The organism is Devosia sp. CN2-171 (assembly GCF_049354815.1).
Classification (GTDB): Bacteria; Pseudomonadota; Alphaproteobacteria; order Rhizobiales; family Devosiaceae; genus Devosia_A.
Genome location: NZ_CP186479.1, coordinates 681,757 through 704,051, shown reverse-complemented (window position 1 = coordinate 704,051; position 22,295 = coordinate 681,757). Strand labels below are relative to the sequence as shown.

Below are 22,295 nucleotides of genomic sequence, written 5' to 3'. Positions count from 1 at the left end.
CTCAAGTCAGCTCCGCCATCGCCTCGTCATGCTCATTGCCCGATCCTCGCCTCGCCGGCATACCGCAGCGCTTCCTCGGCCGCGCTGAACAGGGCACGCGCCTTGTTCTCGCACTCGAGCTGCTCGAGCTCGGCCTTGCTGTCGGCGACGATGCCGGCGCCCGCCTGCACGTAGATCTTGCCCTTCGACACGATCGCCGTGCGCAATACGATACAGGTATCCATCGTCCCGTCGGCGCCGAAATAACCCACGCACCCGCCATAGATGCCGCGCCGCGATTTCTCGAGCTCGTCGATGATCTCCATCGCCCGCACCTTCGGCGCACCCGATACGGTGCCCGCCGGGAAGCCCGCGGCCAGCGCATCGACGAAATCGTACTTCGGATCGAGGTCGCCCACCACGTTCGAAACGATGTGCATGACGTGCGAGTAGTATTCGAGGAAGAACTTGTCCGTAACCTTGACGCTACCGATCTTGGCCACCCGGCCGACATCGTTACGCCCCAGGTCGAGCAGCATCAGGTGCTCGGCGAGTTCCTTGGGATCGCTGAGTAGCTCGTCCGCCAGTTCCTTGTCGCGCGTCGGTGTCGCGCCGCGCTTGCGGGTGCCGGCGATGGGGCGGATGTTGACCTTGCTGTGCTCTACCTTCACCAGGATTTCCGGGCTCGACCCCGCCACTGCGAAATCGCCGAAATCCAGCATGTACATGTAGGGCGACGGATTGGTTCTGCGAAGCGCGCGATAGAGCGCCGTCGGGGGCAGGGTGAACTCCGCCTCGAACCGCTGGCTCAGCACCACCTGGAAGATGTCGCCCGCCCGGATGTATTCCTTGGCATCCTCGACCATCCGCGCGTACTCGGCGACGCTGGTGTTGGATTTGACCTCGATCTTGTCGAGTTCCGGCGGCGTCGACGTATAGGGCAGGGTCCGCGCCAGCCGCGCCACGGCATCGTCGATGCGCGACTGCGCCGCTTCCCATGACTGCCGAGCGGTCACGCCCGACCGCACATAGACCGGCGCGGTCAAGTACAGCTCGTCCTTCAGCGTATCGAACACCGCCAGCACCGACGGCCGCATCAGGATCGATTCCGGGAACCCCAGCGGGTCCACGTGCCGATCGGGCAGAACTTCCATCTGCCGGACCATATCGTAGCCGAGATAGCCGTAAATGCCCGCTGCGGTCGACGGCAGCCCGGGCGGCACGTCGGCCTGGCTTTCGGCGACGAGCGCGCGCAGCACATCGAGCGGCGCCTCGCTCACCGGCTCGAACGCCTCGGGCGTCAGGCCGGCGTTGCGATTGATGCTCGCCTGGCCTTTTTCGACCTTCAGGATGATGTCGGGATCGAACCCGATCATAGAGTAGCGGCCGACCGTCGCCCCGTCCTGCACGCTTTCGAGAAGGAACGTATTCTTCCGACCTTCGGCGAGCTTCAGATACGCCCCGATCGGCGTCTCGAGATCCGCTACGACGCGGCGGAATACGATCTGGGCGCGGCCGGAATCGTATCCGGCCGCAAAGCTGCTGAACGGGTCGTCGCTACTCATTGGATTGCGCCGGTATCCAGGAGCTGATTCATGACCTGGTTGTTGATGCGCAGCTGGCCGTCCGCCTTGAGACCCGCGAGCAGGTCCGAATAGAGGCTCTCGCGCATCCCGTCCTCGACATACTGCGACACCTGCGGCGTGGCATCGGGCGCCGCCTCGGTGACTTCCGCCACCTTGAACAGCACATGGTCGCCGTCGCCGTTCACCGCGCTGCCGAAATGCTCCGGACCGCCGTTGAAGATCTCATTGGCGACTGTCTGGTTCAGCACCGTCGTGCCATCGCCCGAACGCTTCAGCGGCTGGCTGAGGACAGGGAATTGCCCCGCCGCGACGGCAACATCGGCAAAGGCCTGTCCCGCCTTCAACTGCTCGAGGATGCTCGCCACCTGGGCGTTGAGCGCCTCGTCCGTCTTGGCGTTGGTCCAGGCCGTCACGACGGCGTCGCGCACCTCGGCGAGCGTCTGGTCGCGCGCTTCCTCGACGCTCTTCAGATCAAAGAACATCGCCCGGTTTGAGCTCAGCGTGATGGTCGGAGCGAGTTCGCCCTGCGTCGCGCCGAAAATAGTTGTCGCGATCTTGGCGATGTCGTCGGCGGAAAGGTCCGGTGACACGGGCAGCTCCGGCCCACCCGGCGTCAGGGCCACGGTGAACGTGTTGAGCTTGAAGCGCTCCGCAATTTCGCTCAGCGGCCGGAAGGCAGCCCGCAGTTCCTCGATCTGGTCGAGGATATCGCCGAAATCGTTGCGCGCTTCGGCCAAAGCCAGCTGCTTGCGGATCGCTTCCTTCGAGTCCTCGAGCGAAATCTGCCCGCCGGCTTCGATCGCGGTCACGATCACGGCACGCTTCGACCCGATGCCCTCGATGACAGCGTAGCCGTTGGCGGGCAGCCCGAACGCGGCCTCGGCCAGCGAGCTGTCGGTGACCTCGGCGCGGCCGAGCGTTCCGAGATCCTGCGGCGTCGCCGCGGTCGCGGCCAGCACGTCGGCGAGCGGCGTGCCGGCAGCCTGGCCGTCGGTGAAAGCCTTCTCGAGCTCCGGCGTCGTCAGCGCTATCTGCTGGATGGTGCGCTTCTCGATCTTCACGCGACTATCCTTGGTCCGCTCGTACTCGGCGGCGACCTGCTCGTCGGTGATGGTCTTGGTGCTGGCAATCACATCCGGCGACAGTGCCAGCAATTCGACGTTGCGCGTCGGCTTGGTGCGGAAGTTCGCCTGGTTGGCCGTGAGATAGGCCGCGAGATCTTCCTCGGTCGGCTCAGCCACCGGCGGCATCATCTGCGCGTTCAGCACGAAATAGTCGACCGTGCGGGTATCGGCCGCATATCGGTTGATGATGTCCTTGGCCGTGCTCGACACCGGCACGCCACCCAAAAGGCCGGCGATCACCTGCTGCCGCCGCGCCGCCTTGGTCTGCAGCTCGAAGTACTCAGCCTCGGTCAGCCCGCTCTGCTGCAGCACGCGCGTAAAGGTGCCGCGATCGAAGGCGCCCAGCGCGCTCGAGAATGTCGGATCCTCGCGCAGCATCTTGCTCAGGCGCTCTTCCGAAACGCCCAGCCCCAGGTCCATGCCGAACTTGTTCACCGCCGCTTCGCCCGCCAGCCGGTCGATCACCGCGCCCGGCACGCCCAGCGCAATCGCTTCCTCGAGCGTCGGCACGCGGCCGAACTGCTGGGAGATGGCGTTGATCTGGGTGTCATAGGCCCGCTGGTAGTCTCGGACCGAAATATCCTGCCCTGCCACCGTACCCACGGTGCTGGAGCCGAACTGCGTGATGACGTTCGAGATACCGAAACCGGCCAGGCCGATCAGCAGAAAGACCCCCAGGATCTTGCCGAACCAGGTAGTCGTAAGATGGCGCAAACCGTCGAGCATCGAGACAATTCCAACAATTTCCGCCTACCCGGCGGGCGGCGGATACTAGACAGGGTCAAGTTTGTGCCGCAAGGCACATCGAAGGCGGGTTATGGGAAACTCCCGCAATAGGCAAGCAGAAGGAGTCTTGGGCATGGCATCGATCACCCCGCTGATCGCCGGCAACTGGAAAATGAACGGCACCAGCCTGGCGCTGGGCGAGGTCCGCAACCTCGCGGCGAAACTCGCCGAAAGTGCCCCGCGCTGTACCGTCGTCATCTGCCCGCCGGCCACCTTGCTCGAGCGTCTCAGCGAGATCGCGGCCCCCGCCGGCATCGTCACCGGCGGCCAGGACTGCCACTCCGCAGCTTCTGGCGCTCACACCGGCGACGTCAGCGCCCAGATGCTCGTCGATGCCGGTGCCCAGTATGTGATCGTCGGCCACTCCGAGCGCCGCACCAACCACGGCGAGACCGACGAAACCGTCCGCGCCAAGTCCGTGGCCGCCCTCTCGGCTGGCCTCATCCCCATCATCTGCGTCGGCGAAACCGAATCCGAGCGCGATGCCGGCAAGGCAGAGGCCGTGGTCCTGACACAGCTTCAGGGCTCGATTCCTGCGGAGTGGCCGGGGCACGGGATTGTCATTGCCTACGAGCCGGTGTGGGCCATCGGCACCGGCCGCACCCCCACCTCCGCCGACATCGCCCAGATGCACGATACCATCCGCCGCGACCTCGAATCCCGCTTCGGCGAACGGGGCGCAGCGACGGCCATTCTCTACGGCGGCTCGATGAAACCCTCCAACGCCGCCGAGATTCTCCGCATCTCCAATGTGAATGGCGGGCTGGTCGGCGGCGCAAGCCTCTTGGCAAACGACTTCCACGCCATTATCTCCGCGGTCTGATAGACACGTCCGCCGCCACACGGTTTGGCAGCGGATGATGCTGGCATTTGTGTTTGCGCGCGTGTAGAAGCCCGCCAAACCGAAATCGAAAGCCTGGGTTCAATGGCCAACGTATTGATCGTCGCCTATCTCCTGATCGTGCTCGCGCTAATCGCAGTCATCCTGCTGCAGCGTTCCGAGGGCGGCGGGCTCGGCATGGGCACGAGCAGCTCCAACGGCCTCATCTCCGTTCGCGGCTCGGCAAACCTCTTGACCCGCACCACGGCCATCCTCGCGGCGCTGTTCTTCGCGGCGGCCATCGGCCTCACCATCCTCACCGAACTCGATCGCGGCACGAGCACCATCCTCGAGCGTGCCAGCCAGGGCGGGGAGACTCCGGCCACGGTCCTCGACGCGCTCGAGCAGATGCAGCAGCAGACCTCGGGCGACCTGCCGGTCCCCGCCGACACCACGACTACGGCACCGACTCCGGTCGAAGGGACGACGACCACCGCCGCCCCCGCCGCCGGCTCCGATCTGCCGGTGCCCACGGCGCCAGCCGCTGAAACGACTCCGACGACGACAGAACAACCAGCGGCGCCCGCCAACTGAGGCCGCCGCGACAGCGAACCAGGGAAGGGGATGGCAACATCCCCTTCTTCTTTTTGTGTGGGGTGTGGATCGTGATCGGCAGCGCCCTTGAGAATCAGAACTTCCACCGAATAGGATAAAGGCCCATGGCTCGGTACGTTTTCATCACCGGTGGCGTGGTTTCCTCTTTGGGCAAAGGCCTTGCATCCGCGGCGCTCGGCGCGGTGCTGCAGGCGCGTGGCTACAAGGTCCGTCTCAGGAAGCTAGACCCCTATCTCAACGTCGATCCCGGCACGATGTCGCCCACCCAGCACGGCGAGGTATTCGTCACCGACGACGGCGCCGAGACCGACCTCGATCTCGGCCACTACGAGCGCTTCACCGGCCGCCACGCCAACAAGCGCGACAACATCACCACCGGCCGAATCTATTCCGACCTGATCGCCAAGGAGCGTAAGGGCGAGTTCCTCGGCGCCACCGTGCAGGTCATCCCGCACGTCACCGATGCCATCAAGGACTTCATCCGCGACGGCAACGAGGACTTCGATTTCGTCCTCGTCGAAGTCGGCGGCACCGTCGGCGATATCGAGGGCCTGCCGTTCTTCGAGGCCATCCGCCAGTTCGGCAACGACCTGCCGCGCGGCCACGCCGTCTACATGCACCTGACGCTGATGCCGTTCATTCCTTCGGCCGGCGAGCTCAAGACCAAGCCGACCCAGCACTCGGTGGCAACGCTCCGCTCCATCGGCATCTCGCCCGACCTGCTGCTCGTCCGCTGCGATCGCCCGATCCCGCATTCCGAACGCAAGAAGCTCGCGCTGTTCTGCAACGTGCGTGAAAGCGCCGTCATCCAGGGCCTTGACGTCGCCTCGATCTACGACGTGCCGCTCGCCTACCACAAAGAGGGCCTCGACGCCGAAGTCCTCGCCGCCTTCGGCATCACCGACGCGCCGGCGCCCGATCTCAGCCAGTGGGAAGAGGTCTCGACCCGCCTCCACAACCCCGAGGGCGAGGTCAACATCGCCATCGTCGGCAAGTACACCGGCCTCAAGGACGCCTACAAGTCGCTCTCCGAAGCGCTGGTCCACGGCGGCATCGCCAACCGGGTGAAGGTCAACCTCAACTGGATCGACAGCGAGATCTTCGAGCGCGAGGACCCCGCGCCCTATCTCGAGCACATTCACGGCATCCTTGTCCCCGGCGGCTTCGGCGAGCGCGGCTCAGCCGGCAAGATCCAGGCTGCACGCTTCGCTCGTTTGAAGGACGTGCCGTATTTCGGCATCTGCTTCGGCATGCAGATGGCCTGCATCGAGGCCGCCCGGAACACCGCCGGCATCAAGAACGCCAATTCCTCCGAGTTCGGCCCCACCAAGGAGCCTGTCGTCGGCATCATGACCGAGTGGACCAAGGGCAACGAGAAGGAAAGCCGATCGGCCGAAGGCGACCTAGGCGGCACCATGCGCCTCGGCTCGTACCCTGCCCAGCTCGCCAAGGGCTCGCGCGTCGCCGACATCTACGGCTCGACCCGCATCAACGAGCGGCACCGCCACCGCTACGAAGTGAACATGAACTACCGCAAGGTGCTCGAGGCGAACGGCCTCCTCTTCTCCGGCGTCTCGCCCGACGGCAAGCTGCCCGAGATCGTCGAGCGCACCGACCACCCGTGGTTCATCGGCGTCCAGTTCCACCCCGAACTGAAATCCAAGCCCTTCGAGCCCCACCCGCTCTTCGCCAGCTTCGTCGAAGCCGCGAAAGCCCAGAGCCGGTTGGTCTGATGGAAATCCGCACGGCGCGGCTCCTCCTGCGCCGCGCGGTCCCCACGGACGTCCGCGCCTTCCACACGATCATGTCGTCGCCTGCCGCCATGCGCTACTGGGCTACGCTGCCGCACGAGTCGATGGCGGTCACCGAGACCTGGTTCGAGCAGCAGTTCTTCAGCGGCGACCCCGTCCGCGACGAATGGGTCATCGAGCATGATGGCCGCGTCGTCGGCAATATCGGCATCTGGAACATGCCCGAATTCGGTTTCATCCTGCACCCGGATGTGTGGGGGCGGGGCATCGGCAGCGAGGCCGCAAGGGCTTTCATCGACTACGCCTTTGCAACCTACGCCATCGATGCCATCACGGCCGACGTCGACCCGCGCAACGAGGCCTCGCTGAACCTGCTCACCAAGCTCGGCTTCACCGAAACCAGCCGCGCCGAGAAGACGTTCCTCATCGGCGGCATCTGGTACGACAGCATCTATCTCAGCCTGCCACGCCCAGCCTGATCCGGAAGAGCACCATGGCCGAAATCCTCTCCCTCTCCAAAGCCCGCAAGGCCAAGGCCCGCGCCGCCAAGGAGCAGGCTGCCGCCGAGAACCGGACGAAGTTCGGCCGCACCAAGGCCGAACGGCAACATGTGGAAGCCGTAAGAAATCTCTCCGAAAAGCGACTGGACGATTTGAAGCGTGAGGAATAGGGCAGGGGTATTGCCTGTTCCGGAGCCTTTGTCTTGACCACGTTTTATGACTTCTCGGCCCCGCTCCTCGACGGGGCGCCGCAGCCGCTTTCCGACTATCGGGACAAGGTCGTCCTCGTCGTCAACGTCGCCAGCAAATGCGGCTTCACCCCGCAATATGCCGGGCTCGAGAAGCTCTACGAGACCTACAAAGACCGCGGCCTTGTCGTCCTCGGCTTCCCCTGCAACCAGTTCGGCGAGCAGGAGCCGGGCACGGAGGCGGAAATCGCCGCCTTCTGCGACCTCAACTACAACGTCACCTTCCCGATCTTCGCCAAGGTGCGTGTCAACGGCCGCCAGTCACTGCCGCTCTACACCTGGCTGAAACGCAAGGCACCGGGCCTGCTCGGCGTGCAGCTGGTCCCGTGGAACTTCACCAAGTTCCTCGTCGATCGCAGCGGCACCAAAGTACAACGCTTCGCCTCGGCGGTGGAGCCGGCCGACATCGCAGAGGCAATCGAGAAACTGCTTTAGGACTGCGAACGCCTACTGGTGCGGCGCGGAACTCTTGATCTTGTGGTGCAGCCGCCGCTTCTCCGCGCGCGTCTCATGCCGATCCTCGCGATCAACGATCCGCCCACGCCAGAACAGCGTCGCACCCCATAGCGCAAAGCCGACAAGCACGATCGCGCCCAACCAGAACCCTGACATCTGACCCTCCTCCAAGGCAGATGCAAATCAGTCTAGACCTCTCCGACCCCTGTAGCCAGCCCGGCGCTCGATCAGTCCAACAACCGCCTCAGCGAGTATTCCTTGGGGCGATCGGTCTCGACATCCAGGTCGGGGAAGTGAGCTTCCATGGCCGTTTCGAGAAGCGTCAGCAGCGTCAGGTATCGCCGGTCGAATAGCGGCAGCAGCGAACGCCATGTGGGGTTCTTGCGCAGTTTGAGATACCCTTGGGCCAACGGCAGGCTTACGCCCCAATCCGTACGCCCCTGCCGCTTCACCGGCCGGTTCAAACTGAAGTGGATGCCGTGCGCCGGCCTGAAACGCTCCGCCGGATCCGGCAGGGGCAGGCCCTTGGCCTCGACCTGCAGGTAGAGCAGGTGCTCGTCGATCCGCAGCGCTGTGCTGTCCGTGATCACCGGCAGGGGGTAGTGAACATCCGAGCGGGTGAAATGCAGCCCGGATAGCCGTGCCGGCGGCGTCGGTCGCACGACGTTGCTGTACGGCAGCCCGGTCTTGGCCATCTGCGCCAGGTGCGGCCGAGCCGTCGGCTCCAGCAACAGTATGTCGATGTCACCAATGTAGGTGAACTCGGTGAGCGTTGTCGGCGTCTCAAGGAACCGGACGCTGTTGGCCGGCCATCCCTCGAAGTTTCCTCGCTTGAACCGAACCCGGTGCGGTCCGAATTTGTCGCTCAGAAGACCAATCGCATCAGCATTCGCAAGTTCGAACTGTCGCGGTCGCTCGAGGCAGAACTCGACAACAGTATCATCGGGGTTCGCAATAAGTGCGCTCGCGGCGTAAGGCAGAACAAATGGCTCATAGGCCCGATCAGCACAGGTGAAAAACGTAACTGCCATTATACCCCGCCTTCGACAAATCGCAGTCGGGCACGCCGCTCCGCACGCCTCGAATCGCTCAAAGTATGGGTAATAGTTGCAAGGTCGGCCCGTCACCTGTCCACTCGGAAAACTGATGGCCCGGCAGTACTACCGGGCCATCAGGCTATCCTGAGCAGACTCGGCCTTACTCCGCCGGTGCCATATCCTTGCCGGTGTAAACCTCTTCCACCGAATACTGGTCGCGCCGCCAGAAGCCGTTGAACGGGGTCAGCGAGGCCTGGGTATAGGCGCCCATCAGGCCGAACTCGATCCAGTCGTCCTCGTCCACGTCCGAGGGCAGGGTGAAGATCTGCGGCAGCACGTCGTAGCTGTCGCAGGTCGGGCCCCATACGGTGAAGTCCGAGAAATCGCCGTCATTGTCGTGCAGGCGCGGTCCGCGCCAGACGCGGGTCGGCGGGGTGAAGTGCATGAACTTCACTTCCATCAGCGAGCCGTAGGCGCCGTCGTTGAGATAAACCGACTGTCCGCCGCGCTGGTGCTTCACCCGCAGCAGCAGCGAGGTCGACGAAGTCACGAGCGCGCGGCCCGGCTCGATGATCAGCTCCGGTTTGTGACCCCCGAAGTTGTCCTTCACCGCCTGCGAGATGGTCTCGAAATAGTAGTCCATCGGCGGCGCTTCGCTGGTCGGGTAGGGCGCCGGATAGCCGCCACCGATATTGAGCCGCTTGAGTGTAATCCCCGATTCCTCGGCAATCTTCGCCGCCGCCGCGATATGCCGCTCGTAGGCGTAGACGTCCTCGCACTGCGAGCCGACATGGAAACAGAGCGAGGGCGTATAGCCCATCTGCTCCACCAGCTTCACGATCTCGGCCGCGCCGTCCTGCATCACGCCGAACTTGATGCCGAAGTCATAGCTCTTCAGCGCCTTGCCCGCCTTGAAGCGCGTCGTCACCTCGATGTCCTTGCTCGGCGACACCACGGCGGCGAGCTGGTCGAGCTGCTGCGGATGGTCGATGGTGAACGAGCGGACCCCGAATTCCTCGTAGGCACGCTCGATCTCGCGCTTGTTCTTGATCGGGTTGTTGTAGTGCATCGCCGCGCCGGGCGCGTAGTCGCGTACCAGCTCCATCTCCATGTTGGAGGCGACGTCGAAAGCCTTGAGGCCCTCCTCGTGCAGCTGCTTGATGATGTGCGGCGACGGATTGCACTTCACCGCATAGGTCAGCAGCCCGTCGAACCCCTTCTTGAACACCTTGACCGATTTGTGCAGCTCCCTGGAGCTGAACAGGAAGCTCGGGAAATCCGGCTCTTCCGTTGCAATCAGTGCGGAGGTGTTGGCGAAGACCGTGGTCGGCTCAGTCATTGGCGGCTAACCTTTCAGGGGTCCGGGGGAAAAACCTCGGGTTGCGGGTAAAAACGAGCGCTGCATATAGGGCCAATACCCCCCCGTCGCAACGTCATATTTCGAGGATTGCCAACGTGTAATCCTGAGGCCAAAAAGGCGCCGGATTCAGGGCGTTTGTCCAACGTCTCCATCAATGGATTCGTCCTGGGATTAGTGATGTCGAACAAGGGTTGGTTCATGGCGCTCGCCGGCGCCATCGTCGGTGCGGCAATTGTCGTCGGCTATGCCGAAATATCGAGTCGAACGCCGGATACCGCCCCGCCGATCGCCGCAGCCACATCGGTCGTATCATCGGCGGTCGCGCAGGACGCCGCGCCAGCCAAGGCCGTGCCCAGTTCCCGCACCGAAATGCAGATGAGCTTCGCTCCCGTGGTGAAGGCCGTCACCCCCTCGGTGGTCAACGTCTACGCCACCACCATCCAGCAGGGCACCAATTCGCCCTTCATGTCCGATCCGTTCTTCCAGCGCTTCTTCGGCGGCGACGGCGGCCCCTTCATGCAGAGCCGCCCGCGAAAGTCGCAGTCGCTCGGTTCGGGCGTCATCGTCGACGGCGCCGGCGTCATCCTCACCAATCACCACGTCATCGAGGGCGCCACCGACATCCGCATCGCCACCACGGCCGGCGACGAGTACCCCGTCGATCTCGTCCTCGATGACCCCAAGACCGATCTCGCCGTCCTCCGCGTCAAGGACGCCAAGGGCGCCACCTTCCCGGCCCTCAGCTTCGCCGATTCCGACCAGCTCGAAGTCGGCGACCTCGTCCTCGCCATCGGCAACCCGTTCGGCGTCGGCCAGACTGTCACCTCCGGCATCGTCTCGGCGCTCGCCCGCACCGGTGTCGAGAGCGACAACTACGAGTTCTTCATCCAGACCGACGCCGCCATCAATCCGGGCAATTCCGGCGGCGCGTTGGTCGATCTCAACGGCCACCTCGTTGGCGTCAACACCGCTATCGTCTCGCGTTCGGGCGGCTCGGTCGGCATCGGCTTCGCTATCCCCGCCAACATGGCGAAACTCGTCGCCGAGACCGGCATCGCCGGCGGTGCGCTCATCCGTCCGTGGTTCGGCGCCCGCCTGCAGGCCGTCACCTCCGATCTCGCAGACAGCCTCGGTCTCGGTCACGCCCGCGGCGCGCTGATCAGCGAACTTGCTCCCGATGGTCCGGCCCAGAAGGCGGGCTTCGAGGATGGTGACGTGATCCTCACCGTCGACGGCTTCGCCATCGAGCAGCCCAGCGCCTTCGATTTCCGCCTCGCCACCAAGCCGGTCGGCGCCACCGCCGACATCCAGTACTTCCGCAACGGCAAGTCCGAGGACAAGACCATCACGCTCGAGGCGCCACCCTCCGCCGACAATCCGGTCACCGTCTCCGGCAACACCCGCTTCGCCGGCACCTCGGTTGAAACCGTCACAGCCGCCGTCGCGCAGGAGCTTGGACTGCCCTACGACGTCCGCGCCGTCGTCGTCCGCAACATCGAACCCAACTCGCCCGCCGATGATATGGGCTTGCGCGCCGGCGACCTCATCCTATCGCTGAACGGACAGGCCATTTCCGACGCGGAAACCTTTGGCAAACTCGCCAATGACCGTCCGCGCAGCTGGCGTGTCGTGCTACAGCGGGGCGGTCGCACCATCCGCGCCGAGGTCAGTGGCTGAATGCAATCCCTGTTCGACGAAGCAGCACCGCGCCCGCTCGCTGAGGCGCTGCGGCCGACCCGCCTCGCCGACGTCATCGGGCAGGATCACCTGCTCGGCCCGAACGGTCCGATCGGCCGCATGGTCGCCGCCGGCCGTGTCTCGTCCTTCATCCTCTGGGGCCCTCCCGGCGTCGGCAAGACCACCATTGCGCGGCTGGTCGCCAAGGAAGTCGGCCTCGATTTCGTCCAGCTGAGCGCGGTCCTCTCCGGTGTTGCCGACCTCCGCAAAGTGATTGCCGATGCAAAGGCCCTGCGTGCCGGGGCAGGGCGCCAGACGGTGATGTTCGTCGACGAGCTCCACCGCTTCAACCGCAATGTGCAGGACGCGCTGCTGCCCCATGTCGAGGACGGCACGGTCATTCTCATCGGCGCCACCACCGAAAACCCCAGTTTCTCGATGGTCGCGGCGCTCCTCTCGCGGGCCAAGGTCTACACCCTCCGACGCTTTGAAAAGCCCGACCTCGCCATCCTCGCGGAACGCGCTGAGGAGTTCGTCGGCAAGAAGTTGCCGGTAACCGACGAAGCACGCGACGCCATGCTCGAAATGGCCGACGGCGATGGCCGCTACCTGATCGGCCTCTGCGAGGAGCTGTTCGCGCTACCCGAGGGCACGACGCTCGACATCGCCGGCCTCGCCGAAACCGTCCAGAAGCGCGCGCCGGTCTACGACAAGGGTCAGGAGGAGCACTACAACCTCCTCAGCTGCTTCCATAAATCGCTGCGCGGCTCGGACGTCCAGGCCGCCATGTACTGGGCCCAGCGCATGCTGGTCGGTGGCGAACACCCCGACACCATCTTCCGACGCCTCGCCTGCGCCGCCTCCGAGGATGTCGGCATGGCCGACCCGCAGGCCATGGTCCAGGTCATCACCGCCTGGAACGCCTTCGAGCGCACTGGCCTGCCCGAGGGCGAACTGTTCATGGCGCAAGCCATCGCCTACGTCGCCACGGCCCCAAAATCCAACGCCGCGATGGTCGGCTTCGCCGCCGCCAAGCAGCTGGCGATGCAGACTGGCTCGCTCGCCCCGCCCAAGCACATCCTCAACGCGCCCACCAAGCTGATGAAAGAGCTCGGCTACAACAAGGGCTACCGCTACGACCACGACTGGCCCGACGCCTTCTCCGGCCAGGAGTTCTTCCCCGACGAAATGGCCGGCGACCACCGCCCCGAATTCTACAAGCCCAACGAACGCGGCTTCGAACGTGAAGTCCTCAAACGCCTCGACTTCTGGGCCACCCGCCGCGAACAGCGCCGCGAAGAAGAGGGCGACAACTAGGCGCCGGCCTTCCAATATCCTCCCCCTGGGGGACCAGCGAAGCTGGTGGAGGGGGCCGCGTTCTACGAGGCGCGCCGACATGAGTCCGCGCATGCGGCCCGTTACAGCCGCACTCCAATGACGCCAAGATTAGCCATATCCAGTTTCATCCCCCGAAGTCCTTGCGCCCCATGGAAAACTGTCACAACAGTCCCATACGAAAACTGGGACAAGGGGAGGGGCCAGATAGAACTGTTCGCGCCAGAGTTCGCACCGTTCACCGTGGCATTGATCGTAATGCTGGCGATCGGCGTGATCGAGTTGCTATCGCTCCTCATCGGCTTCTCACCCTCCGCCTCGATCGAGGCGGCGCTCCCCGGCATGGAAGTGCCCGACCTCGAAGCGCCCGAACTCAGTGGCGCCGAAGTCGGCCCGCTCTCCCACGTACTGAGCTGGTTCTCCGTCGGCCGGCTGCCGTTCCTTGCGCTGCTGGTCATCTTCCTCACCGGCTTCGCGCTCTCCGGCTACATCGTCCAGTGGGCCGCCATCGCCGCCATCGGCACCGCGCTCAGCCCCTGGCTCGCCTCGGTTCCCGCCCTCATCGGTGCCAGCTTCGCCACTCGCCATCTCGGCCGCTGGCTCGGCGATATCTTCCCGCGCGATCAGTCCGAGGCCGCCAGCCGCTCCGATCTCATCGGTAGCTACGCCACCATCATCCGCGGCGAAGCCCGCCAGGGCCAGCCCGCCGAAGCCAAGACCACCGATCTCCGCGGCCGCACCCACTACATCCTGCTCGAGCCGGGCGACCCCGGCACGACCTATGCCGCCGGCGACCGCGTCTTCCTCACCGGCCGCGACAAGAACATCTACCGCGCCATCACCCGCCTCACACCGCCACAGGAATAGCCCCGCATGTTCGACCAGCTCATTTCGACACTGATCATTGCCGGCATTATTCTCATCGCCATCTTTGTGATCGGCATGATCATCGCGCGGCTCTACCGCCGGGCCAGCAAGGAAGTCTCCTTCGTCCGCACCGGTTTTGGCGGCCAAAAGGTGATCATGAACGGCGGCGCCCTGGTGCTGCCGGTCCTGCACGAGACCATCCCGGTCAACATGAATACCCTCCGGCTCGAGGTGGTCCGCACCGCCGAGCAGGCCCTCATCACCAAGGACCGCATGCGCGTCGACGTGCAGGCCGAGTTCTACGTGCGTGTTCAGCCCACTGCCGAAGCCATCGCCGACGCCGCCCAGACTCTCGGTCGCCGCACCATGGAGCCGCAGGCGCTGAAGGAACTGGTCGAAGGCAAGTTCGTCGATGCCCTCCGCGCCGTCGCCGCCGAAATGGCCATGGAGGAACTGCACGAACAGCGCGTCAGCTTCGTCCAGAAGGTGCAGGCCGCCGTCTCCGAGGACATCCTCAAGAACGGCCTCGAGCTCGAATCCGTGTCGCTGACCGGCCTCGACCAGACCAATCGCGAGTTCTTCAACCCCAACAACGTCTTCGACGCCGAGGGTCTCACCAAGATGACCCAGTCGATCGAGGACCGTCGCAAGACCCGCAACGACATCGAACAGAACACCCAGGTCGCCATCGCGAGGAAGAACCTCGAAGCGCAGCAGGAACAGTTCCAGATCAGCCGCGACACCGAATACGCCCGTCTCAACAACGAGCGCGAAATCGCCATCCGCGTCGACCAGCAGAACGCCGAGATCGAGAGCCTCCGCGCCGAGCGCGCCACCGAATCCGAGGCCGCCCGCACCGTCAGCAGGCAGCAGATCCGCGAGGCAGCGATCAAGGCCGACCAGTCGATCGCCATCTCCGAGCAGACGAGCGCCATCGCCGTCGCCGCCAAGTCCGAGGAGCAGTCGAAGGCCGATGCCAAGGCAAACGTCGCCCGTGCCCTCGCCGCGAAGGCCGCCGAAGAGGTCGAGACCGCGCGCCTCACCGAAATCGCCGAGCGCACCAAGCGCATCCAGCTGATCGAAGCCCAGCAGGAAGCCGAGAAGGCCTCGATCAACATCGTCGTCGCTGCCGACGCCGAGAAGCAGGCTGCCAAGAACCGCGCCGAGGCGGCCCGCGTGCTCGCCGAGGGCGAGGCGGCAGCCGAGAAGATCCGTGCCGAGGCGACCGACGTCAGCTACAAGGTCGAGGCCGCCGGCAAGCAGGCGCTCAACGAAGCCGCCAACCAGCTCTCGCCCGAGCAGATCGCCATGAATGTCCGCATGGCCCTGATCCAGGCGCTGCCGCAGATCATCGCCGAATCCGTCAAGCCGATGGAAAACATCGAGGGCATCAAGATCCTCCATGTCGACGGCCTGTCCGGCGGCGGCCGCAACGGTGGCGGTTACGCCAACGGCCACGCCGGCGGCATCGCCGACCAGGCCGTCGACTCCGCCCTCCGCTACCGCAGCCAGGCCCCGTTGATCGATGCACTCCTCGCCGAACTCGGCCTCAAGGGCGGCTCCCTCAATGGCCTCGTCGCCTCGGCGGTTGCTCCGGCTCTCGAGATCGACGAGACCGAGGAAGAAGACGTCGAACAGAAGTAGCGCTCGATCTCTCCGTTATCCTCCCCCGCGGGGCGGGGGAGGGGGCGGCCACACGCACCAGCCCCCTTTCCAACGGCCGTATCCCTCCGTATTACACGCCCATGACCCCTTATCTCCTCGTCGGCATAGGCGGCGCGCTTGGCGCGATGCTCCGTTACGGTGCGCAGGTTGCCATCGGCAATCTGCCGAACGGCTTTCCCGTCTCGACCTTCCTCATCAACATCGTCGGTTCTGTCGCCATGGGCGTGCTCATCGGCCTGCTGGCGAAGTTCACGCCGCAGTACCAGAACGAGATCCGCCTCTTCGTCGCGGTCGGCATTTTCGGCGGCTTCACCACCTTCTCGAGCTTCTCGCTCGACGCCATCGTCTTGATCGAGCGCGGCGACATCCTGCAGGCCGGCGTCTACATTGTCGGCTCGGTCCTGCTCTCGGTCGCGGGTCTCTGGATGGGTCTCACGGCCATGCGGGTGATCGCATGAGCGGCGTTCGCCAACAGGTCGTCGCGCGCGACGAAGACGGCATGCGGCTCGACCGCTGGTTCCAGACCCATTTCCCGCACGTCACCTTCGGTCACCTGCAGAAGCTGCTGCGCTCGGGCCAGGTGCGCGTCGATTCCGGTCGCGTGAAGACCAATGCCCGCCTCACCGCCGGCCAGGTCGTCCGCGTCCCGCCCATCGAAGCCGCACCGGATAAGCCCGGAGGTGCCGTCAATTCCAAGGATGCCGAGTTCCTGCGCTCGATCATCCTCTACGAGGACGACGACCTCTACGTCTTCAACAAGCCGCATGGCCTCGCGTCGCAGGGCGGTTCCGGCACCAAGCGCCACATGGATGGCCTGCTGAAGAGCCTGCCCAACAAGAAGGGCGAAGCCCCGCGCCTCGTCCACCGCCTCGATCGCGACACCTCCGGCTGCCTGGTCGTCGCCAAGACCAAGGCCGCCGCCACCTATTTCGGCACGGTGTTCAGCTCCCGCCAGGCGCGAAAGATCTACTGGGCCGTCGTCTGGGGCAATCCACACCCCAAGCAGGGCTCGATCTCCTGCTTCCTCGCCAAGCAGGCGACCACGGACGGCGAGCAGATGGTCGTCGTCCCGCAGGGCACGCCCGGCTCGCAGCATTCGATGAGCTACTACTCGACCACCGATACGGCCGCCCGCCGCTTCGCCTGGGTCACGCTCAAGCCCGTCACCGGCCGCACACACCAGCTGCGCGTCCACATGGCCCAGCTCGGCAACCCGATCATGGGCGATCCGCGCTACTTCAACATCCAGAACTGGGAAGCTCCCGAGCAGATTTCGAAGGGCCTCCACCTCCACGCCCGCCGCATTCGCCTGCCGCTGCGCGATGGCGGCTATCTCGATGTCTCCGCTCCGCTGCCCCCGCACATGCTCGCCACCTTCGACGCGCTTGGCTTCGATGCCGATCGCTACGACGTGCAGGACATCGACCCCGAGGACGCGTGATCAAAACCACGCGAGCGGTGGATGCAATGCCGCTCTCGCGTGTTTTCCTCCCGGCGCCCGTTGTGGGCCCATAGGGAGATAACAATGAAAACGATCGTACTTGCCGCCATCACCGCGGCCGGCCTCGCCATTGCTGCCGCCCCTGCCATCGCGCAGGACGCCTCCACTATGACGTTCTTCGTCACTTCGGTCGGCCTCGGCGATGGAGCCAATCTCGGCGGCCTTGCCGGCGCCGATGCGCACTGCCAGAAGCTCGCCGAAGCCGCCGGCTCGACCGGCAAGACCTGGGCCGCCTACCTCAGCGCCGAAGGCGTCAACGCCAAGGATCGCATCGGCGCCGGCCCGTGGCAGAACTTCAAGGGCGAGGTCATCGCCACCGATGTCGCCAACCTCCACTCCGACGCCAACAACATCACCAAACAGACTGCGCTCACCGAGAAGGGCGCTGTGGTCAACGGCCGCGGCGACGATCCGAACCAGCACGACATCCTCACCGGCACGAACGCCGACGGCACGCTCGCAGCCGGCCAGACCTGTGGGGACTGGACCCTCAACGGCGAAGGCACCGCCATGCTCGGCCACAACGACCGCATGGGCCCCGACACGCTCGCCACAGCGACCTCGTGGAACGCCGCCCACCCCTCACGCGGCTGCAGCCAGGAAAACCTCGTCGGCACCGGCGGCGCCGGGTTCCTGTACTGCTTCGCGGCGAAATGACCTATGCCTTCGCGGGGCGTGACACGCCCCGCGATTTATGGTTCTGAGCGGGCCTAACAGGAGTTCTCCCTATGCGGCTCGTCGTCTTCGATCTAGATGGCACTCTCATCAACTCCGAAGCGCTGATCATCGAGACCGTCCGCGAGTCCTTCGGCGCCGTCGGGCAGGCGATCCCGAGCGACGCCGCGATCCGCTCTATCTCCGGCATCACCGCCCGCGAGGCCATGGGCATCCTCGCGCCGGGTGTCGACGAGGACCGCATCGACGTGATCCTCAACTCCTACCGCGCCCACTACCAGCAGCGCGCCGGCCTCGCCCGCGAACCGCTGTTCGATGGCGCGCTCGCCGCGCTTGATCGCCTGCAGGCGCAACCCGAAACCATCCTCGCCGTCGCCACCGGCAAGGGTCACGCCGGGGCCATCACGCTGCTCGAGCGCCACGACATCATCGGCCGCTTTCACTCCATCCAGACCCCGGCCCACAATCGCGGCAAGCCCGATCCGCAGATGATCGAGACTGCGATGGATCGCGCAGGCATCGGCCGCGAGGCCACCGTAATGATCGGCGATACGTCGCACGACATGAAGATGGCCCGCGCCGCCGGCGTAAAGGCGCTGGGCGTCGCCTGGGGCTACCACACCGTCCCGGAACTCGAGGCGGCGGGCGCCCACATCGTCATCGACCGGATGGACGACCTGGTCGACACCATCGACAAACTGCTGGAGACCTGATGCGCGAATTCCTCGAAGACGCCGAAGCCCACCGCGACGACGGGTACGGCCGCGCCCAGCACCTCAACAAGGTCGAGCTGCCCAAGCGCTTCTACAAGGACGTCGGCGTCGGCTCCGCTGCCGGAGGCTTTGCCGTCACCCTAGACGGCAAGAGCCCGCGCACGCCCGGCCAGAAGCCGGTCGTCGTGCCACAGCAGGCCCTGGCTGAGCTCATGGCGGCCGAATGGGCTGCACAGGCCGAGTTCATCGATCCCAAGACCATGCCGGCCGTCCGGCTGGTCAACTCCGCCATCGAAGCCGGTGAGGAGCGCCACGACGCCCTCCGCGCCGAGATCGTCAAATACGCCGGCAACGACCTGCTGCTCTATCGCGCCGACACCCCGCGCGAGCTGGTCGCCGAGCAGGAGCGCGTTTGGGACGCGGTGCTCGTCAAGCTCGCCCGCCACTTCGACATCGCCTTTCAGCCCACCATCGGCATCGTCCACCAGCCGCAGCCTCAGACCACACTGGACCGTCTCGCCACCTCGCTTGCCGACACCAGCCTCATCGAGGCCGTCACGCTAAACTCCCTGACGGGCCTCTCCGGCTCAGGCCTCCTCAGCATCGCCCTGCGCGAAAAGCTCATGGACGCCGAAGAAATCTGGACCGCCGCTCACGTCGACGAAGACTACAACATCCGCCTCTGGGGCGAAGTCCACGAAGCCACCGAACGGCGAGAGAAGCGCCGGCTGGAGTTCGATGCGGGGGTGAAGGTCTTGGGGATCGTGCGCCAATAAGCTGGCAGACGGCCCCCTCCCATCCTCCCCCCATAAAGGGGGAGGTGCCCTCCGGTGCGTCAGGCTCGATAGCGGAACAAAGCTCGACTCTTCACCTCCCCCTTTATGGGGGGGTCGGGAGGGGCCGTCTCTATCAGTCAGGTATTGCTAAGCCGAAACTTTCACCGCCGGCGCATCCATTGCGGCAAGCGCTGCCGGCACGCCAAACAGGTCATACTCGTCCGAATCCGTCACCGTCACCGACACCATGTCGCCCGGCTTGATGCCATCGGCTTCGTGGATGATCACGGTGCCGTCGATCTCCGGCGCATCCCACTGGCTGCGGCCGATAGCGCGGCCCATCTCGGGCTGCACGTCGTCGACGATCACGTCGATGGTCCGGCCGACCTTCTTCGACAACACATGTGCCGAAATGTCCTGCGCCACTTCCATCAGTCGCTCGTAGCGCTCGCGCTTCACTTCATCGGGGACGATACCCTCGATGTCGTTGGCGGGCGCACCGGTCACGGGCTCATACTCGAAGCAGCCGATCCGGTCGATCTCGGCCTCTTCCAGCCAGTCGAGCAGGAACTCGAAGTCCTCCTCGGTCTCGCCCGGAAAGCCGACGATGAAGTTGGAGCGAATAGCGAGGTCCGGCGCCACGGCGCGCCAGCTCTTGATCCGGTCGAGCGTCTTCACCTGGTTGGCGGGACGCCGCATCAGCTTCAGCACCGACGGCGAAGCATGCTGGAACGGAATATCGAGGTAGGGGAGGATCTTGCCCTCCGCCATCAGCGGAATGACGCCGTCGACATGCGGGTAGGGGTAAACGTAGTGGAGCCGCGTCCACACGTCCATCTTGCCGAGCTCCTCGGCGAGCGTCTGGAAGCGCGCTTCGATATCGCGGCCGCGGAACTTGCTCGACGCGTACTTCACGTCAACGCCATAGGCCGAGGTGTCCTGCGAGATCACCATGATCTCCTTGACGCCCGTCGCCACCAGCCGCTCCGCTTCGTACAGCACCGAAGCGATCGGGCGCGAGACCAGGTCACCCCGGATCTGCGGGATGATGCAGAAGGTGCAGCGGTTGTTGCAGCCCTCGGAAATCTTCATGTAGGCGTAGTGCCGCGGCGTCAGCTTCAGCCCAGCTTCCGGCACGAGGTCGACGAACTTGTTCGGCACCGGCGGCAGATGCAGGTTCACCGCGTTGACCACATCCTCGTACTGGTGCGGGCCGGTCACCGCGAGCACGCTCGGATGGGTCGCGCGGATCAGGTCTTCCTCGACGCCGAGGCACCCGGTGACGATCACCCGCCCATTGGCGCCAACCGCCTCGCCGATCGCCTCGAGGCTTTCCTTCTTGGCGCTGTCGAGAAACCCGCAGGTATTCACCAGCACCACGTCCGCGCCCGCGTAGTCGCGCGAGAACGAGTAACCCTGCGAGCGCAGGGTCGTCATGATGCGTTCGGAATCGACGAGAGCCTTGGGGCAGCCGAGGCTGACGAGGCCGATTTTGGGAGCTTGTGTCATTGGGCGGTGGCCATACGCCAATCACCCCGAAAAGGCAATGATCGGCAACCTGCGATGGAAGCAACCCAGCCCTGATCACGGCCGATCACGAGCGCGTCAGGTTACCAACCTGTAAGTTGACCCGAATCCTGAGCCTGGGGCTCTTCTTTCCCTATGCGCCTACCTCCCGGGCGTGCAGCAGGAAAGAACACTGATGAATCTCGAGATCCTCAACAAGTACCAGCCGCAGGCCCTGGCCGTGCTGCGTATCGTCACCGCGCTCGCCTTTATGGCCCACGGCACACAGAAGATGTTCGGCTTCCCGGCCTCGCAGATGGGCGGTGGCGGCTTCGAGCTCTTCTCGTTGATGGGACTTGCCGGCATCCTCGAAGTCTTCGGCGGCCTCGCCATCCTGCTCGGCGTCTTCACCCGCCCGGTCGCCTTCATCCTCGCTGGGCAGATGGCCTACGCGTTCTGGTTCGTCCATGTCCCGATGATGGGCCAGGGCAACATCATCCCGGTCGCCAACGGTGGCGACGGCGCCGTGCTCTTCTGCTTCATCTTCCTCTACCTGGTCTTCGCCGGCCCCGGCGCCTGGAGCCTCGACGAAGCCCTCAAGACTCGCAGCGGCAACGTAGCGACGGCCTAGCATCCTAGCTCGCCGCCTTATCCTCCCCCGCGGGGCTTCGAGCCGTCCCGCAGGGCAAATCGCTCCAGTGGAGCGATTTGAAATGAGAAGGCCTTGAGAGCTATGCTCGAAAGGCCGGCGAAGCCGGTGGAGGGGGCGACCCCAAGCTCTGCGCTTCCCCCAAGCAAAAAGGCCGCCCACCGGGCGGCCTTCGCACATCAGATATCCGGCTTGCTCGCCGGCGGCGGAGACCGCCTTGCGGTCCGCCTTGGCGCCGGCGTTGTCGTCGTCACATCGGTCGACGTCTCACCGTCCTCGTAGTGCCCGTCATCCTCGGCGATGTCGTGGATCGCATCACGCACCTCGTCGATCAGCGAGGCCGGCACCCGGCTGAGGCTCACCGCCCGTGTCGTCGCTTCGTTGGCCTTGAAGAATACCAACAGCACTTCGCACACCACGCGCAGCACGATCAGGAACAGCGCGCCAAACACCGCGATCTCGAGCAGGCCCCAGAGCCCATCGCCGAAATTGCGGCCGAAGCTCGCGAACAGGTGCCCCACCGACCACAGCAGTAGCGCTGCGAGCCCGGTGCCATAGAGCACCGGCACCAGCCGCGGCGACAGGATGGTCTCCAGCCGGAACAGCGTCGGCGAAAGGAAGATTTTCTTGAGATCGTCCAGCGTCATGGCCTTACCCCCAGAATGGAAT

At 64.9% G+C, this 22,295-nt stretch carries 23 protein-coding genes; 16 read left to right on the top strand and 7 right to left on the bottom strand.

Annotated elements, in window-relative coordinates; translation table 11 throughout:
- Positions 1-32 precede the first annotated feature (32 nt).
- Positions 33-1,544 carry an anthranilate synthase component I gene (gene trpE, locus ACOYW5_RS03620; RefSeq protein ID WP_423067896.1) on the bottom strand — a complete coding sequence of 504 codons (1,512 nt, stop codon included), beginning with the start codon at positions 1,542-1,544 and terminating at the stop codon, positions 33-35.
- Entirely contained in the window at positions 1,541-3,415 is a 1,875-nt protein-coding gene (locus ACOYW5_RS03615; RefSeq protein ID WP_423067895.1) for a SurA N-terminal domain-containing protein, read from the bottom strand. Before ACOYW5_RS03615 ends, trpE begins: the two co-directional genes overlap by 4 nt.
- A gap of 133 nt (positions 3,416-3,548) precedes the next feature.
- On the opposite strand from ACOYW5_RS03615, the gene tpiA reads away from it, so the two are divergent.
- From tpiA to ACOYW5_RS03585, 6 genes are all read left to right on the top strand, one after another.
- The gene (gene tpiA, locus ACOYW5_RS03610; protein WP_423067894.1) at positions 3,549-4,298 is read left to right on the top strand and encodes a triose-phosphate isomerase; all 750 of its coding nucleotides are present in this window, start codon (positions 3,549-3,551) and stop codon (positions 4,296-4,298) included.
- 102 nt (positions 4,299-4,400) lie between these two features.
- Entirely contained in the window at positions 4,401-4,889 is a 489-nt protein-coding gene (secG, locus tag ACOYW5_RS03605) for a preprotein translocase subunit SecG (RefSeq protein WP_423067893.1), read from the top strand.
- A 125-nt stretch (positions 4,890-5,014) separates the two neighbouring features.
- The gene (locus ACOYW5_RS03600; protein ID WP_423067892.1) at positions 5,015-6,643 is read left to right on the top strand and encodes a CTP synthase; all 1,629 of its coding nucleotides are present in this window, start codon (positions 5,015-5,017) and stop codon (positions 6,641-6,643) included.
- Positions 6,643-7,140, top strand: a complete 498-nt coding sequence (locus ACOYW5_RS03595; RefSeq protein ID WP_423067891.1) for a GNAT family N-acetyltransferase — start codon at positions 6,643-6,645, stop codon at positions 7,138-7,140. Before ACOYW5_RS03600 ends, ACOYW5_RS03595 begins: the two co-directional genes overlap by 1 nt.
- Positions 7,141-7,154: 14 nt before the next feature.
- Positions 7,155-7,331 (top strand): DUF4169 family protein, encoded by a 177-nt coding sequence (locus ACOYW5_RS03590; protein WP_423067890.1) that lies wholly within the window; start codon positions 7,155-7,157, stop codon positions 7,329-7,331.
- A gap of 33 nt (positions 7,332-7,364) precedes the next feature.
- On the top strand, positions 7,365-7,844 hold the full coding sequence (locus ACOYW5_RS03585) for a glutathione peroxidase (protein ID WP_423067889.1): 480 nt from the start codon (positions 7,365-7,367) through the stop codon (positions 7,842-7,844).
- A gap of 12 nt (positions 7,845-7,856) precedes the next feature.
- On the opposite strand, the gene ACOYW5_RS03580 is transcribed toward ACOYW5_RS03585, so the two are convergent.
- From ACOYW5_RS03580 to ACOYW5_RS03570, 3 genes are all read right to left on the bottom strand, one after another.
- Positions 7,857-8,021 carry a hypothetical protein gene (locus ACOYW5_RS03580; RefSeq protein WP_423067888.1) on the bottom strand — a complete coding sequence of 55 codons (165 nt, stop codon included), beginning with the start codon at positions 8,019-8,021 and terminating at the stop codon, positions 7,857-7,859.
- Between the two features lie 71 nt (positions 8,022-8,092).
- Positions 8,093-8,896 carry a hypothetical protein gene (locus ACOYW5_RS03575; RefSeq protein WP_423067887.1) on the bottom strand — a complete coding sequence of 268 codons (804 nt, stop codon included), beginning with the start codon at positions 8,894-8,896 and terminating at the stop codon, positions 8,093-8,095.
- A 166-nt stretch (positions 8,897-9,062) separates the two neighbouring features.
- Complete coding sequence (locus ACOYW5_RS03570) at positions 9,063-10,241, bottom strand: hypothetical protein (protein WP_423067886.1); 1,179 nt, start codon at positions 10,239-10,241, stop codon at positions 9,063-9,065.
- A gap of 198 nt (positions 10,242-10,439) precedes the next feature.
- Here ACOYW5_RS03570 and ACOYW5_RS03565 point away from each other — a divergent pair, with 198 nt between their 5' ends.
- From ACOYW5_RS03565 to ACOYW5_RS03525, 9 genes are all read left to right on the top strand, one after another.
- Positions 10,440-11,939 (top strand): DegQ family serine endoprotease, encoded by a 1,500-nt coding sequence (locus tag ACOYW5_RS03565; RefSeq protein WP_423067885.1) that lies wholly within the window; start codon positions 10,440-10,442, stop codon positions 11,937-11,939.
- Entirely contained in the window at positions 11,940-13,256 is a 1,317-nt protein-coding gene (locus ACOYW5_RS03560) for a replication-associated recombination protein A (RefSeq protein ID WP_423067884.1), read from the top strand.
- A gap of 261 nt (positions 13,257-13,517) precedes the next feature.
- Complete coding sequence (locus ACOYW5_RS03555) at positions 13,518-14,141, top strand: OB-fold-containig protein (protein ID WP_423067883.1); 624 nt, start codon at positions 13,518-13,520, stop codon at positions 14,139-14,141.
- A gap of 6 nt (positions 14,142-14,147) precedes the next feature.
- Entirely contained in the window at positions 14,148-15,785 is a 1,638-nt protein-coding gene (locus tag ACOYW5_RS03550) for a flotillin family protein (RefSeq protein ID WP_423067882.1), read from the top strand.
- A gap of 101 nt (positions 15,786-15,886) precedes the next feature.
- Positions 15,887-16,264 (top strand): fluoride efflux transporter CrcB, encoded by a 378-nt coding sequence (crcB, locus tag ACOYW5_RS03545; RefSeq protein WP_423067881.1) that lies wholly within the window; start codon positions 15,887-15,889, stop codon positions 16,262-16,264.
- Complete coding sequence (locus tag ACOYW5_RS03540) at positions 16,261-17,247, top strand: RluA family pseudouridine synthase (RefSeq protein WP_423067880.1); 987 nt, start codon at positions 16,261-16,263, stop codon at positions 17,245-17,247. Before crcB ends, ACOYW5_RS03540 begins: the two co-directional genes overlap by 4 nt.
- A gap of 84 nt (positions 17,248-17,331) precedes the next feature.
- Positions 17,332-17,964: a hypothetical protein gene (locus tag ACOYW5_RS03535; RefSeq protein WP_423067879.1), complete on the top strand. Its 633-nt coding sequence runs from the start codon at positions 17,332-17,334 to the stop codon at positions 17,962-17,964.
- A gap of 71 nt (positions 17,965-18,035) precedes the next feature.
- A complete protein-coding gene (locus ACOYW5_RS03530; RefSeq protein ID WP_423067878.1) occupies positions 18,036-18,695 on the top strand; it encodes an HAD family hydrolase in 660 nt (219 codons plus the stop codon).
- Entirely contained in the window at positions 18,695-19,471 is a 777-nt protein-coding gene (locus ACOYW5_RS03525) for an ATP12 family chaperone protein (protein ID WP_423067877.1), read from the top strand. Before ACOYW5_RS03530 ends, ACOYW5_RS03525 begins: the two co-directional genes overlap by 1 nt.
- Before the next feature lie 147 nt (positions 19,472-19,618).
- Here the strand turns inward: ACOYW5_RS03525 and rimO are convergent, their stop codons facing one another.
- Complete coding sequence (gene rimO, locus ACOYW5_RS03520) at positions 19,619-20,980, bottom strand: 30S ribosomal protein S12 methylthiotransferase RimO (RefSeq protein WP_423067876.1); 1,362 nt, start codon at positions 20,978-20,980, stop codon at positions 19,619-19,621.
- Positions 20,981-21,173: 193 nt separating this feature from the next.
- Between rimO and ACOYW5_RS03515 the strand changes: the two genes are divergently transcribed.
- Positions 21,174-21,608 (top strand): DoxX family protein, encoded by a 435-nt coding sequence (locus ACOYW5_RS03515; protein WP_423067875.1) that lies wholly within the window; start codon positions 21,174-21,176, stop codon positions 21,606-21,608.
- A gap of 197 nt (positions 21,609-21,805) precedes the next feature.
- Here ACOYW5_RS03515 and ACOYW5_RS03510 read toward each other — a convergent pair whose 3' ends face one another.
- Positions 21,806-22,273, bottom strand: a complete 468-nt coding sequence (locus ACOYW5_RS03510; protein ID WP_423067874.1) for a DUF4282 domain-containing protein — start codon at positions 22,271-22,273, stop codon at positions 21,806-21,808.
- Positions 22,274-22,295 lie beyond the last annotated feature (22 nt).

Coding starts and splice junctions, on each gene's coding strand:
- trpE (WP_423067896.1), bottom strand. CDS start 1,544: ATGAGTAGCGACGACCCGTTCAGCAGCTTTGCGGCCGGATACGATTCC.
- ACOYW5_RS03615 (WP_423067895.1), bottom strand. CDS start 3,415: ATGCTCGACGGTTTGCGCCATCTTACGACTACCTGGTTCGGCAAGATC.
- tpiA (WP_423067894.1), top strand. CDS start 3,549: ATGGCATCGATCACCCCGCTGATCGCCGGCAACTGGAAAATGAACGGC.
- secG (WP_423067893.1), top strand. CDS start 4,401: ATGGCCAACGTATTGATCGTCGCCTATCTCCTGATCGTGCTCGCGCTA.
- ACOYW5_RS03600 (WP_423067892.1), top strand. CDS start 5,015: ATGGCTCGGTACGTTTTCATCACCGGTGGCGTGGTTTCCTCTTTGGGC.
- ACOYW5_RS03595 (WP_423067891.1), top strand. CDS start 6,643: ATGGAAATCCGCACGGCGCGGCTCCTCCTGCGCCGCGCGGTCCCCACG.
- ACOYW5_RS03590 (WP_423067890.1), top strand. CDS start 7,155: ATGGCCGAAATCCTCTCCCTCTCCAAAGCCCGCAAGGCCAAGGCCCGC.
- ACOYW5_RS03580 (WP_423067888.1), bottom strand. CDS start 8,021: ATGTCAGGGTTCTGGTTGGGCGCGATCGTGCTTGTCGGCTTTGCGCTA.
- ACOYW5_RS03575 (WP_423067887.1), bottom strand. CDS start 8,896: ATGGCAGTTACGTTTTTCACCTGTGCTGATCGGGCCTATGAGCCATTT.
- ACOYW5_RS03570 (WP_423067886.1), bottom strand. CDS start 10,241: ATGACTGAGCCGACCACGGTCTTCGCCAACACCTCCGCACTGATTGCA.
- ACOYW5_RS03565 (WP_423067885.1), top strand. CDS start 10,440: ATGTCGAACAAGGGTTGGTTCATGGCGCTCGCCGGCGCCATCGTCGGT.
- ACOYW5_RS03560 (WP_423067884.1), top strand. CDS start 11,940: ATGCAATCCCTGTTCGACGAAGCAGCACCGCGCCCGCTCGCTGAGGCG.
- ACOYW5_RS03550 (WP_423067882.1), top strand. CDS start 14,148: ATGTTCGACCAGCTCATTTCGACACTGATCATTGCCGGCATTATTCTC.
- crcB (WP_423067881.1), top strand. CDS start 15,887: ATGACCCCTTATCTCCTCGTCGGCATAGGCGGCGCGCTTGGCGCGATG.
- ACOYW5_RS03540 (WP_423067880.1), top strand. CDS start 16,261: ATGAGCGGCGTTCGCCAACAGGTCGTCGCGCGCGACGAAGACGGCATG.
- ACOYW5_RS03535 (WP_423067879.1), top strand. CDS start 17,332: ATGAAAACGATCGTACTTGCCGCCATCACCGCGGCCGGCCTCGCCATT.
- ACOYW5_RS03530 (WP_423067878.1), top strand. CDS start 18,036: ATGCGGCTCGTCGTCTTCGATCTAGATGGCACTCTCATCAACTCCGAA.
- ACOYW5_RS03525 (WP_423067877.1), top strand. CDS start 18,695: ATGCGCGAATTCCTCGAAGACGCCGAAGCCCACCGCGACGACGGGTAC.
- rimO (WP_423067876.1), bottom strand. CDS start 20,980: ATGACACAAGCTCCCAAAATCGGCCTCGTCAGCCTCGGCTGCCCCAAG.
- ACOYW5_RS03515 (WP_423067875.1), top strand. CDS start 21,174: ATGAATCTCGAGATCCTCAACAAGTACCAGCCGCAGGCCCTGGCCGTG.
- ACOYW5_RS03510 (WP_423067874.1), bottom strand. CDS start 22,273: ATGACGCTGGACGATCTCAAGAAAATCTTCCTTTCGCCGACGCTGTTC.